This window comes from Burkholderia perseverans, from assembly GCF_022870505.1.
In the GTDB taxonomy this organism is placed as follows: domain Bacteria; phylum Pseudomonadota; class Gammaproteobacteria; order Burkholderiales; family Burkholderiaceae; genus Burkholderia; species Burkholderia plantarii.
Window position 1 is genome coordinate 2,490,029 of record NZ_CP045094.1, and the last position, 15,634, is coordinate 2,505,662.

Consider the following 15,634-nt stretch of genomic DNA (forward strand, 5'->3'; position numbering starts at 1 on the left):
CGCGCCGCGGCGCCCCGTTCCGAGAGATCCGATTGCCGGCTCGTTCCCTTCCGTTCCCGGACACCGCATGTCGCGCCGCCGCGCACCCGACGCCCGCGCGCCGCGCGTCCACGCCGGCCGCCGGTCCGTCCGCGCTCGCCGCCCGCCGTCCCGCGAGGCGCAGGCCGCGTGCGGAGTCCGCCGAGTCGCTGCGCAGCGCCGCCCGGTACGCCGCCGTCGGCGGCTTCGCCGCGGGACTGCCGGCGTGCGCCGTCGCGGACCAGACCGGCCACGACGCGCTGCCGCTCGCCTATGTCGCGCACGCGGCGGGGCCGGCCGCGCGGCCGGTGCTGGTGCTGGGCTGGGCCCTGATCGCGCTGACGGCGGGCGTGTGCGTGGTGATCGCCGTGCTGCTGGCGCTGGCGATCTGGCGCCGCGGCCGGCGCGACGGGCGCGGCGGCCTGACGATGGTGGTGAGCGGCACGATCGTCTCGACGGTGCTGCTGTTCGCGGCGATGGTGGCGATGTTGCGCGTGCTCGGCGTGGTGGCCGCGCCGCCGCGTCCGCCGGCGCTGACGATCGTGGTGACCGCCTACGACTGGTGGTGGCGCGTCGCCTATCCGGACGCGGACGGCGCGAACGGCGCCGCGATGGTGACCGCCAACGAGATCCACATTCCGGTCGGCGAGCCCGTGCTGGTCGAACTGCACAGCGCCGACGTGATCCACGCGTTCTGGGTGCCGCAGCTGGCCGGCAAGACGCAGGCCATTCCCGGCCAGACCAACCGCCAGTGGCTGCAGGCGGACCAGCCCGGCGTCTACCGCGGCCAGTGTTCGCAATACTGCGGCGTGCAGCATGCGCACATGGCGTTCGAGGTGATCGCGCAGCCGCCCGATGCCTACCGCGCGTGGCTCGCCGCGCAGCGCCGGCCGGCCGAGGCGCCGCGCGCGGCCGACGCGCGACGCGGCCAGGCCGTGTTCGCGGCGCGCTGCGCCGGCTGCCACGCGATCCGCGGCAGCGAGGCGGCCGGCACCGCCGGGCCCGATCTCACGCACCTGGGCTCGCGCCGGCTGCTCGCGGCCGGCGCGTTGCCCAACACGCCCGCCAACCTGCGCCGCTGGATCGCGCAAGCGCAGCAGCTCAAGCCCGGCAGCGCGATGCCGTCGATCGCGCTCGGCGCCGGCGACGCCGACGCGCTCGCCGCCTATCTCGCCACCCTGCGCTGAGCCGACCATGGCCTCCCCTCCTTCCACTCGTCCCCCCGCCGACACCCGGCCGCCGCCGCTCGCCCGGATTCCCGAGGTCGGCGAGATCGCGCCCGGCTCGCCCGACGCCGAGGCGCTCGCGCAACTGTGGGAATCGCCGCCCGGCCTGCGCGGCTGGCTCGGCACCGTCGATCACAAGCGCATCGGCCTGCGCTACATCGTGACCGCGTTCGCGTTCCTGCTGGCCGGCGGCGCGGAGGCGCTGCTGATGCGCGTGCAGCTCGCGCGGCCCGATTCCACCGTGCTCACGCCGCAGCAGTACGACGCGCTGTTCACGATGCACGGCGTGACGATGATCTTTCTCTACGCGCTGCCCGTGCTGTCGGGCTTCGCGAACTATCTCTGGCCGCTGATGCTCGGCTCGCGCGACATGGCGTTCCCGCGCCTGAACGCGTTCTCGTACTGGTCGTTCCTGTTCGCCGGCCTGTTCCTGTACGCGAGCTTTCCGCTCGGCGCGGCGCCCGACGCGGGCTGGTTCAACTACGTCCCGCTCGCCTCGCTCGACTACAGCCGCGGCGTGAACATCGACATCTACGCGATCGGCATGATCCTGCTCGGCATCTCGACCACCGGCGGCGCGGCGAACTTCGTCGTCACGCTGCTGCGCATGCGCGCGCATGGAATGTCGGTGGACCGCCTGCCGATCATCGTCTGGGGCACGCTGACGGCCTCGGTCGCGAATCTGCTCGCGGTGCCGTCGGTGAGCCTCGCGTTCTTCCTGCTCTGGATGGACCGCAACGCCGGCACTCACTTCTTCGACGTCGCGCAGGACGGCCGGCCGCTGCTCTGGCAGCACCTGTTCTGGATGTTCGCGCATCCGTGGGTGTACGTGGTGGTGCTGCCGGCCATGGGGATCGTCTCGGATGCGCTGCCCACCTTCTGCCGGCGCCCGCTGGTGGCCTACGAGGCGGTGGCCGTCTCGACCGTCGCCACCATGCTGGTGGGCTTCGAGGTCTGGGTGCATCACATGTTCGCCACCGGCATCACGCCGCTCGCGCTGGCGTTCTTCGGCGCGGCCAGCATGCTGATCTCGATCCCGAGCGCGGTGGCGGTGTTCGCCTGGATCGCGACGATCTGGACCGGACGGCCGGTGTTCCGCACGCCGTTCCTCTACTTCGCCGGCTTCGTGCTGATGTTCACGGTGGGCGGCGTGTCGGGCGTGATGACGGCCGCCGTGCCGCTCGACTGGCAGCTCACCGACACCTACTTCGTGGTCGCGCACCTGCACTACGTGCTGCTCGGCATCAACGTGTTCCCGGTGCTGGGCGGCATCACCTACTGGTTCCCGAAGTTCACCGGCCGCCTGATGCACGAGCGGTTCGGCCGCGCCACGTTCTGGGTGATCGCGATCGGCTTCAACCTCGGCTTCTTTCCGATGCACGTCTCCGGGTTGCTGGGCATGCCGCGCCGCATCTACACCTATCCGCCCGACATGGGCTGGAACACCTCGAACCTGCTGACGACGATCGGCGCATTCGTGTTCGGCATCGGCACGCTGATGTTCGTCGCCAACGCGCTCGTGAGCGCGCGGCGCGGCCGGCGCGCCGACGCGAACCCGTGGGACGCGCCCGGCCTCGAGTGGTCGGTGCCGTCGCCGGCGCCCGCCTACAACTTCGCGACGCTGCCGCTGATCGGCTCGCGCCATCCGATGTGGGAACCGGCCGACGCGCCGCGGCGCTCGAGCCTGCGCGTCGGCTACCGGCTGCGCGAGGGCCGCGAGGCGCTGGCGGTCACGCCGCTGGCCGCGCAGCCGGACGCGATCCTGAAGATGCCCGACGACAGCTGCGTCCCGCTCGTGCTGGCGCTGCTCGCCACCGCGCTCGGCGCGGCGATGTTGGTGCGCTCGCCCGCGCTCGCGGCGCTTGCGACGGCCGGCTGCGCGGCGGCGCTGGGGTTCTGGCTGTGGCCGCGCGGGTCCCTCGGGCAGCGGGCGCGCGGCCCGGCGGCCCCCGAATCGCACGCCGGCGCGGGCCGCCCGCCGCCCGCGCCGGCCGGGCTGCCCGCCGGCGCGCCCGCGCCCTGCGAGACGCCGCTGCCGGTCGGCAGCACCGGCGAGCACGCGAGCGGCTGGTGGGGCGTGGTCACGCTGATCGTCACCGAGGCCGGCCTGTTCGGCTACCTGCTGTTCTGCTATTTCTACCTGCAGTCGCAGACCCACGCCGTCTGGCCGCCCGACGGACCGCCGAAGCTTGCGACGCCGGCCGTCAACACCGTCGTGCTGCTGTCGAGCAGCGGCTTCGTCTGGCTCGCCGAACGCGCCGTGCGCGCCGGCCGCCGCTGGCGCGCGGTGACGATGCTGGCGCTGGCGCTGATGCTCGGCACCGCGTTCGCGCTCGTCCAGCTGCACGAATGGCATGAGCGCGCCTACGGTCCCGCCACGCATCTGTACGGCAGCCTCTACTTCACGATCACCGGTTTCCACCTGGCCCACGTATTCGCCGGCCTGCTGATGCTGGCGATGCTCGCGGTCTGGACCGGCCTGGGCGCGTTCGACGGCCGCCGCCATGCCGCGCTGAAGGTCGGCGCGCTGTATTGGCATTTCGTCGACGTGGTCTGGCTGTTCATTTTCACCGCCCTGACACTCACGCCCTGGTGGCTGAGGAGCGCGGGATGAGGCCGCCCCCGCCATCGCGTGCGCGACTGCTGCGCTGGATGCCGGTGGCGGCCGGCCTGCTCGGCGCGCCCGCGCTCTGGGGCCTGCAGATGCTGGGCTCGGAGACGCTCGCCGCCACCGTCTGCGATACGCATGGCGTGGGGCCCGCGCTCGCGCACCGGCTGCCGTTCGGCGCCACGCTGGCCGCGCTGGCCGCGATCGCGTTCGTGCTGGCGCTCGGCTGCGTCGCCTGGGTCGGGCGCACGGTGCTGCGCGCGACCGACCCGGCCGGTCGGGCGCCGCGCGGCGAACCCGACGGCGGCCGGCAGTTTCTCGCGCGATGCGGGCTGCTGGCCGCGCTCGGCTTCACGATCGGCCTCGTGTTTACCGGCATCGCGGTGTACTTCGTGGAGCCCTGCGCATCATGGTGAAGCGCGCCGCATCCGGCACCGCGTCGCTGCCCCGCACAGCGATTGCCTGGCTCATCGCGGGCGGGCTGTTCGGCTGCCATCAGCCGGCGCGGCCTGTCGGGCCGGTCGAGGCCGCCTCGGCGAGCGCGCCCGCTCCCGCGCCGGTCACGGCGTCGCCACCAGGCGTGCTCGGTCCCGACCCGAGCCGAGCGCAAGCGGCCCGGATCGAGCGCGGCCGCTACCTGGCCACGGCGGCCGACTGCGCGGCCTGCCACGACGGCGCCGACCGCCGGCCGCTGGCGGGCGGCCTGCCCGTCAACTCGCCGTTCGGGCCGATCTACGCGCCCAACATCACGCCCGATCCGGTCCACGGCATCGGCCGCTACAGCTACGAGCAGTTCGATGCCGCGCTGCGTCGCGGCGTGCGCGCGGACGGCGCGCGCCTGTATCCGGCCATGCCCTACGCCTCCTATGCGAAGCTCAACGACGCCGACACCGCGGCGCTCTACGCCTATCTGATGCAGGGCGTGGCGCCCGCGTCGAACGCGGTCCCGGCCACGCGGCTGCCGTTCCCGTTCGATCAGCGCTGGGGGCTGGCGGTGTGGAGCGCGCTGTTCGGCAATCACGCGCGGTTCGTGCCGTCGCCCGCGCATTCGGCCGAGTGGAATCGCGGCGCCTACCTCGTGCAGGGGGCGGGCCATTGCGGCGCCTGCCATACGCCGCGCGGCCCGGCCTACAACGAACGCGGCTACGGCGACGACAGCCGGGCCTACCTCACGGGCGGACTCAACGACCACTGGTTCGCGCCGAACCTGACCGCAGCGCCTCGCGACGGCCTCGGCCGCTGGTCCGCCGACGACATCGCGGCCTTCCTCGCGACCGGACACGCGCGTGGCGGCGCCGCGTTCGGCGCGATGGCGCCGGTGGTGACGGAAAGCACCTCGCGCCTGACCGACGGCGATCGCCGCGCCATCGCCGTCTATCTGAAGTCGTTGCCCGCGCAACCGACTGCCGCGGCCAATCCGTTCGCGATCGGCCTGCCGCGCGCGACGCCCGCCGGCCCGGCCACATCGGGCGGCCGGCAGGTGCCCGGCGCGGGACTCTTCGCGAGCTTCTGCGCGCGCTGCCACGGTGCCGACGGCGGCGGTCGCGGCGGCCGGGCGCCGCCGCTGGACGGCAATCCGGTCGTCGTCGCGGACGATGCGACCAGCGCGATCCGCATCGTGGTCGAGGGCTACGTCCCGCCGCCCGGCCCACCGGATCCGGCGCGGGACTCGCGCGCCATGCCCGCGATGGCCGGCAGGCTTTCATCGGCCGAGATCGCCGACGTGGTCAGCTTCGTGCGCGGCGCGTGGAGCAACCGCGCGGCGCCGGTCGCCACCCGCGAGGTGCAGGCACTGCGCGCGGCGATCCATCGCTGAACGCCCAAGGCAGCCCGTGATACGCGTCCCCGCTTCACACGGCACCGCCGCCGGGCGGCGACGGCGCCGTCCCGGCTGCGGCGGCATCGAGCGGCAGGCGCACCGTGAAGCGCGTGCCGCGCGTGTCCGACACCACGTCGATCGTGCCGCCGTGGGCCGTCGCGATGCAGCGGCAGATATACAGCCCGAGCCCGATGCCGGCGGCCATGCCGGCGCGGCGCGGCACGGAGTCGGCACGCGTGAGCGGATCGAACAGCGTGGGCAGCGCCGGCGCCGGGATCGGTTCTCCCGGGTTCGATATCGCCAGCGTCACCCAGCCGCCGCCGCCGCGCACCTCGACGCCGATCTCGCCGGTGCCGTAGCGGGCGGCATTGGACAGCAGGTTGAACAGCAGCTGCCCGACGCGGCCGCCATCCCAGGTGCCGACCAGTTCGCCCGCGCAGTCCACGTCGATCACCGTTTCCGCGAACAGCAGGCGGATCTCGTCGCACGCGTCGTGGCAGAGGCGCCCCATGTCCTGCGGCGAGACGTCGATCGGCATCGCGTCGCCGAGCCGCGTGCGCGTGAAGACCAGCAGATCGTCGATCATCCGTTTGATGCGCAGGCCGCTGCGCTGCGCGTACACCGCCGCGTGGCGGCTGGACGGCGCGAGCGTGTCGTCGTGCAGCAGGATCTCGGCCGAGATCAGCACGACCCCGAGCGGCGAACGCAGGTCATGCGCGAGCGCGCCGGCAAACAGGTCGCGGATCCGCTCGGTGCGCTGCGAGAACTGGCGCACCGACTCGGTGATGCCCTGATCGATCGCCTCGTTGAAGCGGATCATCTCCTGGAACGCCAGCGGCCCCGCCGCACCGCCCTGCTCCCAGCGACGCAGCACGCTCGCGCGCAGGGCGCGATATTCGGCGATCACTTCGTTGAGATCGAATCCCTGCGCGAGACGGTCGTCGGCGTGCAGCACCGAGACGGAATCGAGCGCCTGATCGAGTTCACGCTTGGCGCCGTGGGATTTGTCTTCCTGCTGGACGGCGGTCTGCGCCTTTCGCATGTTCGCCGCGACCTCGATGAGGATGCGGCGGGCCGAATTGCGCAATTCGGTGGTCGAAAGGCGGCTACGCCCTTCAACGAGACTGGCTGCATGCCGTGCCCAGTCGTCGATCAGGGCTTCGATATGGGTTTCTATGAAAACCGGCAGACTCATAACGGGTGCTCTCGATGCAGGCGGGTTCGAAACAGGCAACCAGCACTGCCCTCAGGCGCGGCCAGCCTTCAGGGACACAGGTCTGCTTTGTGAAAAAGCGTATGCGGCATGCCGGCGGCACCGGACGCGATCCAGCCCGCCCCCGTCTCTCGGATATAGGGGTTATAGAACAATTTGCGACGCACGCCAGCGCATCGTGCGCAAAAACCTGGGAGCGACCGCGACACGTGGCCGGCGAGCGAGTCGCGCATGGAAGATCGGCCTGGCGGATCGCGCGTTTTCCAGCGCGAGACCTCGCCATCGACGACCGTGACACTGGCCGGCGCGAAGGGTGTTCGGGGAATGATGCGTCAGGCAAGGCGGGACTGGCGACCATCCGGTGCGCGCGCCCGGCGAGCTTGCGGCGTGCCGGTCAGGTTCGCCGCCGGCGCACGGCCATGACGAACAGCGCCACGCAGGCCGCGAACCCCGCCACCGAGACGACCTGCGCCGCCGCCGCGGCGCCGGCCGGCATGTCATGGGCGCCGAAGCCGCGTACCCCGGCAATCGTCGCGACCAGAAAACAGACGGCCGCGTGACGCAGCCATGCCCCGCCCTGCCGCCTGCCGCGGCGCGCGTTCCGGGACATCTCGCGTTGATCGGTCATGGCGTCGGGCACCTCGCGTGGGCACCGCGCCCCGCCAGGCCGGGAGCCGGACACCGGATGGCGGGACCATTGACGGGCAGCGGCGGCACCCGCTGCGGATCGCGTAACGGTTCGGGCGGCAGGTCGGGCAGGTCGTCCTGCCCGGGCAGGTCGCCGGGGTCCGGATCGGGCATCGGGGGAATCTGGATCACGGCAGCGTTCAACGGGTTCATCGTGCCTCCTTGTCAGGCGTGGCGTTATCGCTTCCCGGGTGCCGCAAGGAGCGTACCGCATCGCGGCGCGCCGGGCGGGCGCCGGCTCAGCGCGGTCCGGCCGAGGGCTCCAGTTTCACCTTGATCCAGCCGGGCTCGCGCGTATCGAACATCCGGTAGGCATCGATCGCGCTCATCAACGGTTCGCGCTGCGTCAGCACCGACAGCGGATCGAACGTGCCGCCGGCCACCAGTTCGACGAGCCGCGGCGCGATCGTGCGGTGGTTGCAGTTGCCCATCTTGAGCGTGAGATTCCGGTTCATCGCCTCGCCGATCGGAAACACGCGCAACTGCGGCGGATACACGCCGACGATGCCGATCGTGCCCGCCTTCGCGACCATCTGCGTGGCCGCCGTCAGCGCCTGCGACGGCCCGTTGCCCGGCACCCAGTTGGCACCGTCCGGATGGCGCTCCGGCGCCACGGCGTCGAGTTCCGCGTCGAACGCGCCGGCTTGCGCGGGGTCGGCCGCGGCGGACGGATAGCGGATCGCGTCCACCCCCACCGCGTCGATCACGCGATCCACGCCGATCCCGCCCGTGAGCCTCAGCACCGTCTCCACCGGGTCGTCGCGATCGAAGTCGACGCTTTCCGCCCCCTGCGCGCGCGCCATGTCGAGCCGCGAGGCCACGCGGTCGATCGCGATCACGCGACCGGCGCCCTGCAGCCGCGCGCTCGCGATCGCGAACTGGCCCACCGGCCCGGCACCGAGCACGGCCACCGTGTCGCCGTGGCGTATCTCGGCGAGCTCCGCGCCGAACCAGGCGGTCGGAAAGATATCCGACAGCAGGATGGCGCGATCGTCGTCGATGGCGTCGGGCAGCTTGATCAGGCTCGCGTTGGCGTGCGGGATGCGCGCGTACTCGGCCTGCAGGCCGTCGAAGCTGCCCGCCGCCTTCGGCCCCCCGAAGAACGCCGTGCCGGCGCGCATGCCGCCGGGATGGGCCGTGTCGCATTGGGACGTGTAGCCTGCGCGGCAGTAGACGCAGGCGCCGCATGAAATCGTCGACGGCACCAGCACGCGGTCGCCCGCGCGAAAGTTGCGCACGTCGCTGCCGACGGCCTCGACCACCCCCACCGCTTCGTGGCCGAGGATGGTGCCCTCGCGCATGCCGCCCAAGGTCCCGCGCACCATGTGCAGGTCCGTGCCGCAGATCGCGCTGGCCGTGATCCGCACGATCGCGTCGGTGGGCTGGCGGATGCCGGGGTCCGGCACGGTGTCGAGCCGAATGTCGCCGATGCCGTGAAAAACGATTGCCTTCATGCTGTTCTCCTTCATGGGACGGGAATACGGCACGCCATGAACGGCGCCTTGGTGCGGATCAGGCAATCGGTGTTCCAGCTGTCGGGAGCGAGAAGATCGCCGCCGCCAGGTGAAATCGAACACGACCGCCGGCGTCACGGTCAGCGCGATTTACAAACGTTGCAGAAAGCGCGTGCTGCCGCACCCGACGCGCATCGTTTCGCGATCGGCGCTGCCATGTGAAGGCAGCCGTCTTCACGGCGCTTCCCGCCCCGATGAAGCCCGGTTTTCCCGCAACCGCTCCGGAAAGAAACGACTATCTGGCGAATGGAATCCCGAATCACTTCCGACAATACCGGAAGCCAACACGTGCTCCGCTTTCCATCAGCATTTCCCAACCGAGCTTTCACGCCTTGACGAATTCGCTGTGGGAACGACTTATGCTGAAGATCGACGTCATGACGTCACCGATCTTCCGGGTATTCGCGTCGCAGCGTTCGACGACAGGCCCGAAGATGCATGCGGGGCGTGCTCGCGATAAACATCCACTCACAGGAAGCCCGTGCCCCACATCCTGGTCGTAGACGACGACTTCGAAACGCGCGCCTCGCTGGCCGCGCTCGCCGACGTGCTGGGCGTGACATGCGATACCGCCGCCTCGATCGACGAAGCCCGCGCGTGTCTTGCCTCGCGCCGGCCCGATCTGATTCTGTGCGATCTGATGCTGCCGGACGGCAGCGGCATGCTGCTGTTCGACTCGGCTCCCGCAGGTTGCGACTTCGTCGTCGCGACCGGCCACGCTTCGCTTGATTCCGCGATCAGCGCGATCCGTGCGGGCGCAACCGATTACCTGGTCAAGCCTCTCAACATCGAGCGGCTACAGCAGCTTCTCTCCCAGGTATCTCGACGGGGGTCGCCCGTTGCCGACATCACGGGCCTGGCCGAGGAACTCAGGAAATCCGGCAGATTCGGCCGGATGCTGGGCGACTCTCCACCGATGCTGACCGTCTACGACTCGATCGCACGTGTTGCAGCCACCGGCGCGTCCGTGCTCCTCACCGGCGAGTCCGGTACCGGCAAGGAAGTCGCCGCTCAAACGATCCACGAATTCAGCGATCGCCGTCATGGCGCGTTCGTCGGGATCAACTGTGGCGCGGTTCCGCCCAATCTCATCGAAAGTGAAATGTTCGGCCATGAACGCGGCAGCTTCACTGGCGCGGAGCGCGAGCATAAGGGCTTTTTCGAGCGCGCCCACGGCGGCACGCTGTTTCTCGACGAGATCACCGAAATGCCGACCGAGTTGCAGGTTCGCTTTCTTCGCGTGCTCGAGACAGGGAGGATCGTGCGGCTGGGGGGAACGCGCGAAATCGACGTCGACGTGCGCATCATCGCCGCGACGAATCGGGACCCGGAGGCTTCCATCGAATCGGGAGCGCTGCGGGCGGATCTCTATCACCGGATCAACGTCTACCCCATCGCGCTGCCGCCGCTTCGTGACCGCGGCCGCGATGTCGTGCTGCTGGCCAATGCGTTTCTCGCGGCAATCAATCAGGAAACCGGTAGCCGCCTCGCGTTCTCGCCCACGGCCATTGCCGACCTGGAAGGCAGGACATGGCGCGGCAATGTCCGGGAGCTACGGAACCTGGTCCAGCGCGCGGCGATCTTCTGCAGCGGCGACGTGATCGATTCGCTACCGATGCCTGTCATGGAAGAGTTGTCGATAGGCGCGACGACGGGCGACCAGGTCGTCACGGTGCCGCTCGGAACCGCGCTCGAGGAAATGGATCGCCGCCTGATATCCGCGACGCTTGCCCATCATGGTGGCGTCAAGTCGCGGGCCGCCGAAACCTTGGACGTCAGTTTGAAAACCATCTACAACAGGCTCGCGAACTGACGGTGACGCAATCCCCGCCGGTTCGAGCCGTTCACGGCGAGCGCAACATCGGGACGCAACGTCGTTCGGCGGGTCCCCCTGCACGGGGCGGACCACGGTCCAATCCGCGGATCCCGGCGCTACCGTCCTCACCATCGAGGTACCGCGCTCATGACGATTTGACGGCGGCCCCGAGTTCGACGGCGTCGTCCACCGCATACGACGTCATCAGGCTCAACAGTGCCGACAGCTCCGAGGCCTTGCGGAAATACCCGTCAAATCCGGCACTTGCGGCGGGCTCGCGGATGGCGGCCCACTCGTCCGACGTATAGGCGATCAGGATTGCGGGTGCGGTGACGTCAAGCGCACGCAGTTCCCCCGCGACGACAAAGCCGTTCTTGTCCGGCATGTTGATGTCGAGCAGCACGATCGCGGGCGCATGCTGCGCGGCAGCGTCAACGGCGGCATGCGCCGTCGTCACATACCGCACGTCGTATCCCACCACCGACAGGTACAAGGCGGTCGCTTCGGCCGCGTCGGCATGGTCGTCAACCACGAGCACCCGGATTGCCTGATCGTCGGGCCGCCGGAATGTCCTGGGCGAACAGCGGGTGGCGTGAATGGCGTTCATACCGTCCTTTCCTTTGTTACGTGTTTCCTATCATGCGGCCGATCAGCAAATAAAGCGTGCCGAGAATGTGTATTGTGGTTTCCGAAGTGTGACTTGCGGGCCCGCACGTTCCCACCAGCCAGTCAAGGGCGTTCCGGTTCGCGCATCGGCCTCGATCCGCCGGGTGTTCGGCAACCCCGCCCCGAGGCCGGCCGTGCCGGCAACCGATCGCAAGCCCGGCACGCGCATGTCGAACCGGCGCTTCGATCCGCCGGATCGTGCGTCGGCCGCCCACCTCCATAGCGTGCTATCCATAATTTCAATCCGGACCGCGGCCGTCCGCATGACCCGCCCCTCGTTGCTCGGCTTCGGAGTTTGAAGAAGAAAAAAACGTTCCCTTCGAACCCGGCCCGCCGCGCGCAGGCGAGGCGCATCGCCATGGCGTCGCGCGACGCGCCCTGTCGACGAGATCGGGGGTCACACCTTTCTACAAACCGCACCGCCCGGTTGCGCGCACCGCGCCACCCCCGCCACGCGCTTCGCGGCGCGCAGCCGCGCTGCGGGCGGGCGGCACCACCGGGCACGCCGCTTGCGCCATGACGCATCCCACCCGCCACGCGGAGCTCCCGATGACCGTTCCCTTGCTGACGATCGAGCCGTTGCCGTTCGACCCGATGTTCGAGCAGATTCCCGAAGACGAAGCCGACACGGTGCGCGAGCTGATCGACGCGCTGAACCACATCCAGACGATCACCGCGAACGACTACGGCCACGCGGTGCGCAGCGTGCACGCCAAGAGCCACGGCCTGCTGGACGGCGAGCTGACGGTGGCCGGCAGCTTGCCGCCGGCACTCGCGCACGGCGTGTTCGCGCGCCGCGGCAGCTATCGCGTGACGCTGCGCCTGTCCACCAACCCGGGCGACCTGCTCGACGACGCGGTGTCGACGCCGCGCGGCCTCGCGCTGAAGATCGCCGACGTCGACGGCGAACGGCTGCCCGGCAGCGAGGCGCTGACCACCCAGGACTTCGTGATGGTCAACGCGCCGGCCTTCGCCGCGCCCACCCCCAAGGCCTTCGTGCGCAGCCTGAAGATGCTGTCGAAGACGACCGACCGCGCGCCGGGCGGCAAGAAGGCGCTGTCGGCCGTGATGCGCGGCGCCGAGCGCGCGATCGAGGCGCTCGGCGCGCAAAGCGCGACGCTGAAGAATCTCGGCGGCCACCCGGCCACCCACATTCTCGGCGAGACCTTCTACACCTGCGCGCCGTGCCTCTACGGGCCGTACTTCGCGAAGCTGGCCATGGTGCCGGTGTCGCCGGAGCTGGTCGCGCTCAAGGACGCGCCGGTCGAGTTGAAGGATCGCCCCGACGCGCTGCGCGACGAGGTGGAAGCGTTCTTCGCGCGCCACGGCGGCGTCTGGGAGCTGCGCGCGCAGCTGGCGACCGACATCGAGCGAATGCCGGTGGAGGACGCCTCGGTGGTCTGGCCCGAGGACCTGAGCCCATATGTAACCGTCGCGACCGTCCGCGTCGCCGCGCAGCCGGGCTGGAGCGACGCGCGCTCGGCCGCGATCGACGACGGCATGTCGTTCAGCCCGTGGCACGGACTCGCCGCGCACCGGCCGATCGGCGGCGTGATGCGCGTGCGCCGCCCGGCCTACGAACAGTCCGCGGCGTTTCGCGAGCGCTTCAACGGCTGCCCGGTCCACGGTTGAACCGTGCCGGCCGAACCTGTCCAGGGAGCATCGATCATGCACGACACCCACGATCACGCCACGCACGACGGCCAGCTCGACGCCGATCCGGAACACCGCAACGAGGCCTATCCCCGTCCGGCGGGCGGCTGGGGATCGATGAAGGCGGTGGTCTCGATCCTCGCGAGCGAACACGCGATCCGCAAGGGCGGCGCCGCGCTGATGCGGCAGAACAAGCCCGACGGCTTCATGTGCGTGAGCTGCTCGTGGGCGAAGCCGGCCGGCCCGCATCCGTTCGAGTTCTGCGAGAACGGTGCGAAGGCGACCGCCTGGGACGCCACCTCGAAGCGCATCGACGCCGATTTCTTCGCCGCGCACACGCTGGCCGAACTCGAAACCTGGCACGACCACGATCTCGAGGCGGCCGGCCGGCTCACCGAGCCGCTGCGCTACGACGCAGCCAGCGACCGCTACCTGCCGGTGAGCTGGCAGCAGGCGTTCGACGAGATCGGCCGCGAACTGAGCGCCACCGAACCGGCCCGCGCGGTGTTCTACACCTCGGGCCGCGCCTCGCTGGAAACCTCCTACATGCTGCAGCTGTTCGCGCGCCAGTACGGCACCAACAACCTGCCCGACAGCTCGAACATGTGCCACGAGAGCAGCAGCGTCGGCCTGAAGGCGTCGATCGGCGTCGGCGTCGGCACCATCGGCCTGGAGGACTTCGAGCAGACCGACCTGATGTTCTTCTTCGGCCACAACGTCGGCACCAACAGCCCGCGCATGCTGCACCCGCTGCAGGACGCGCGCCGCCGCGGCGTGCCGATCGTCACGTTCAACCCGCTGCGCGAGCCGGGCCTGGTCGGCTTCGCGAACCCGCAGTCGCCGCGCGAGATGCTGACGCCGGGCGACACGCAGATCTCGACGCAGTACCACCAGCTGCGGATCGGCGGCGACGGCGCCGTGCTGGCCGGGCTCTGCAAGGCCGTGATCGCGGCCGACGACGCGGCGCTCGCCGCGGGCGAGCCGCGCGTGCTCGACGTGGCGTTCATCGAGGCCCACACGCACGGCTTCGATGCGTTCGCGCGGCAGATGCGCGAGACCGGCTGGGATGCGATCGAGCGCGAGAGCGGGCTCGCGCGCGCCGACATCGAGCGCGCCGCCGCTCTCTACGTGCGCGCGAACGCGGTAATCGTCCACTACGGGATGGGCATCACGCAGCACCGGCTCGGCGTGCAGAACGTGCGGATGATCTGCAACTTCCTGATGCTGCGCGGCAACCTCGGCAAGCCCGGCGCCGGCGTCTCGCCGATCCGCGGCCATTCGAACGTGCAGGGCCAGCGCACCGTCGGCATCACCGAGAAGCCCGAGCTCGCGCCGCTCGACGTGCTGGGCCGCCAGTTCCGCTTCGAGCCGCCGCGCGAGACCGGCATGAACGTGGTGGAGGCGTTCGAGGCGATGATCGACGGACGCGTCGACGCGGTGTTCAACCTCGGCGGCAATCTGGTCCGCTCGGTGCCCGACCGCGGCCGCATCGAACCGGCCTGGCGGGCGCTGAAGCTGACCGTGAACGTCGCCACCAAGCTGAACCGCACGCACCTGCTGCCGGGCCGGGCCTCGTATCTGCTGCCGTGCCTGAGCCGCATCGAGATCGACCGGCAGGCGGGCGGCGAGCAGGCCGTGTCGATGGAGGACAGCACCGGCCGCATGCACGGCTCGCGCGGCGTGGTCGAGCCGGCCGGCGACGCGCTGCGCTCCGAGCCGTTCATCGTCGCGGAACTCGCCGCGGCCACGCTCGGCGCGCGCAGCACGGTGCCGTGGAGCGCCTGGCGCAACGACTACCGGCTGGTCCGCGAGGCGATCGCGCTGACCTATCCGGACATCTTCCACGATTTCGACGCGCGGATGTGGACGCCCGGCGGCTTCGCCCGGCCGCTGCCGGCTCGCGAGCGGCGCTGGCAGACACCGAGCGGCAAGGCCGAATTCGCGATGGTCGAATCGCTCGGGGCGGACCCCGACATGGCCGCGGGCGGCCCCGGCGTGCTGCGGTTGATGACGATGCGCGGCGACAGCCAGTTCAACACCACGATCTACAGCCTCGACGACCGGTTTCGCGGCGTCTACGGCGACCGGATGGTGCTCTTCATGCATCGCGACGACATCGCCGCGCACGGGCTCGAGGCAGGCCGGCGCATCACGCTGCAGACCGTCGCCGACGACGGGATCGAGCGGCGCGTGGCGGGCCTGAAACTGGTGCCCTACGACATTCCGCGCGGCTGCGTGGCCGGCTACTACCCGGAATGCAATCCGCTGCTGCCGCTCTGGCATCACGCGAAGGGCAGCAAGGTGCCGGGCGCGAAGTCGATTCCGGTGCGCATCGTCGCCCCGACCTGACGAGGCGCGTTCGATGCGGGCATTTGGCATTCCTGCGGCGTCGGGCGCCGACGCTTCGGCGACGG

At 70.5% G+C, this 15,634-nt stretch carries 13 protein-coding genes; 8 read left to right on the forward strand and 5 right to left on the reverse strand.

Annotated elements, in window-relative coordinates; all coding sequences use genetic code 11:
- Positions 1 to 188 precede the first annotated feature (188 nt).
- The 4 genes from coxB to BpN12_RS25590 are packed head-to-tail and all read left to right on the forward strand — an operon-like array spanning position 189 to position 5,668.
- The gene (gene coxB, locus BpN12_RS25575; protein ID WP_425306376.1) at positions 189 to 1,205 is read left to right on the forward strand and encodes a cytochrome c oxidase subunit II; all 1,017 of its coding nucleotides are present in this window, start codon (positions 189 to 191) and stop codon (positions 1,203 to 1,205) included.
- Positions 1,206 to 1,212: 7 nt separating this feature from the next.
- On the forward strand, positions 1,213 to 3,858 hold the full coding sequence (ctaD, locus tag BpN12_RS25580; RefSeq protein WP_246795038.1) for a cytochrome c oxidase subunit I: 2,646 nt from the start codon (positions 1,213 to 1,215) through the stop codon (positions 3,856 to 3,858).
- On the forward strand, positions 3,855 to 4,268 hold the full coding sequence (locus tag BpN12_RS25585) for a hypothetical protein (protein WP_246795039.1): 414 nt from the start codon (positions 3,855 to 3,857) through the stop codon (positions 4,266 to 4,268). Before ctaD ends, BpN12_RS25585 begins: the two co-directional genes overlap by 4 nt.
- Positions 4,262 to 5,668 (forward strand): cytochrome c, encoded by a 1,407-nt coding sequence (locus BpN12_RS25590; RefSeq protein ID WP_246795040.1) that lies wholly within the window; start codon positions 4,262 to 4,264, stop codon positions 5,666 to 5,668. Before BpN12_RS25585 ends, BpN12_RS25590 begins: the two co-directional genes overlap by 7 nt.
- A gap of 34 nt (positions 5,669 to 5,702) precedes the next feature.
- On the opposite strand, the gene BpN12_RS25595 is transcribed toward BpN12_RS25590, so the two are convergent.
- From BpN12_RS25595 to BpN12_RS25610, 4 genes are all read right to left on the reverse strand, one after another.
- On the reverse strand, positions 5,703 to 6,866 hold the full coding sequence (locus BpN12_RS25595) for a sensor histidine kinase (RefSeq protein ID WP_246795041.1): 1,164 nt from the start codon (positions 6,864 to 6,866) through the stop codon (positions 5,703 to 5,705).
- A gap of 412 nt (positions 6,867 to 7,278) precedes the next feature.
- Positions 7,279 to 7,512 (reverse strand): hypothetical protein, encoded by a 234-nt coding sequence (locus BpN12_RS25600; RefSeq protein WP_246795042.1) that lies wholly within the window; start codon positions 7,510 to 7,512, stop codon positions 7,279 to 7,281.
- Positions 7,509 to 7,724: a hypothetical protein gene (locus BpN12_RS25605; RefSeq protein WP_246795043.1), complete on the reverse strand. Its 216-nt coding sequence runs from the start codon at positions 7,722 to 7,724 to the stop codon at positions 7,509 to 7,511. The genes BpN12_RS25600 and BpN12_RS25605 overlap by 4 nt, the downstream gene beginning before the upstream one ends.
- Positions 7,725 to 7,810: 86 nt before the next feature.
- Positions 7,811 to 9,025 (reverse strand): zinc-dependent alcohol dehydrogenase, encoded by a 1,215-nt coding sequence (locus tag BpN12_RS25610; RefSeq protein WP_246798006.1) that lies wholly within the window; start codon positions 9,023 to 9,025, stop codon positions 7,811 to 7,813.
- Positions 9,026 to 9,134: 109 nt separating this feature from the next.
- Between BpN12_RS25610 and BpN12_RS25615 the strand changes: the two genes are divergently transcribed.
- Positions 9,135 to 9,545 (forward strand): hypothetical protein, encoded by a 411-nt coding sequence (locus BpN12_RS25615; protein WP_246795044.1) that lies wholly within the window; start codon positions 9,135 to 9,137, stop codon positions 9,543 to 9,545.
- Positions 9,546 to 9,566: 21 nt separating this feature from the next.
- Positions 9,567 to 10,898: a sigma-54-dependent transcriptional regulator gene (locus tag BpN12_RS25620; RefSeq protein WP_246795045.1), complete on the forward strand. Its 1,332-nt coding sequence runs from the start codon at positions 9,567 to 9,569 to the stop codon at positions 10,896 to 10,898.
- A gap of 148 nt (positions 10,899 to 11,046) precedes the next feature.
- Here the strand turns inward: BpN12_RS25620 and BpN12_RS25625 are convergent, their stop codons facing one another.
- Positions 11,047 to 11,508 (reverse strand): response regulator, encoded by a 462-nt coding sequence (locus BpN12_RS25625; RefSeq protein ID WP_246795046.1) that lies wholly within the window; start codon positions 11,506 to 11,508, stop codon positions 11,047 to 11,049.
- A 608-nt stretch (positions 11,509 to 12,116) separates the two neighbouring features.
- Here BpN12_RS25625 and BpN12_RS25630 point away from each other — a divergent pair.
- Positions 12,117 to 13,199, forward strand: coding sequence for a catalase family protein (locus tag BpN12_RS25630; RefSeq protein ID WP_246795047.1), 1,083 nt, complete (start codon positions 12,117 to 12,119; stop codon positions 13,197 to 13,199).
- 36 nt (positions 13,200 to 13,235) lie between these two features.
- Complete coding sequence (locus BpN12_RS25635; RefSeq protein WP_246795048.1) at positions 13,236 to 15,569, forward strand: FdhF/YdeP family oxidoreductase; 2,334 nt, start codon at positions 13,236 to 13,238, stop codon at positions 15,567 to 15,569.
- The last annotated feature ends 65 nt before the right edge of the window (positions 15,570 to 15,634 follow it).

Excerpts from the sequence above, each read along its gene's own strand:
- BpN12_RS25595 (WP_246795041.1), bottom strand. The coding sequence starts at position 6,866 with ATGAGTCTGCCGGTTTTCATAGAAACCCATATCGAAGCCCTGATCGAC.
- BpN12_RS25605 (WP_246795043.1), bottom strand. The coding sequence starts at position 7,724 with ATGAACCCGTTGAACGCTGCCGTGATCCAGATTCCCCCGATGCCCGAT.
- BpN12_RS25590 (WP_246795040.1), top strand. The coding sequence starts at position 4,262 with ATGGTGAAGCGCGCCGCATCCGGCACCGCGTCGCTGCCCCGCACAGCG.
- BpN12_RS25610 (WP_246798006.1), bottom strand. The coding sequence starts at position 9,025 with ATGAAGGCAATCGTTTTTCACGGCATCGGCGACATTCGGCTCGACACC.
- BpN12_RS25625 (WP_246795046.1), bottom strand. The coding sequence starts at position 11,508 with ATGAACGCCATTCACGCCACCCGCTGTTCGCCCAGGACATTCCGGCGG.
- BpN12_RS25630 (WP_246795047.1), top strand. The coding sequence starts at position 12,117 with ATGACCGTTCCCTTGCTGACGATCGAGCCGTTGCCGTTCGACCCGATG.
- BpN12_RS25585 (WP_246795039.1), top strand. The coding sequence starts at position 3,855 with ATGAGGCCGCCCCCGCCATCGCGTGCGCGACTGCTGCGCTGGATGCCG.
- BpN12_RS25600 (WP_246795042.1), bottom strand. The coding sequence starts at position 7,512 with ATGACCGATCAACGCGAGATGTCCCGGAACGCGCGCCGCGGCAGGCGG.
- ctaD (WP_246795038.1), top strand. The coding sequence starts at position 1,213 with ATGGCCTCCCCTCCTTCCACTCGTCCCCCCGCCGACACCCGGCCGCCG.
- BpN12_RS25635 (WP_246795048.1), top strand. The coding sequence starts at position 13,236 with ATGCACGACACCCACGATCACGCCACGCACGACGGCCAGCTCGACGCC.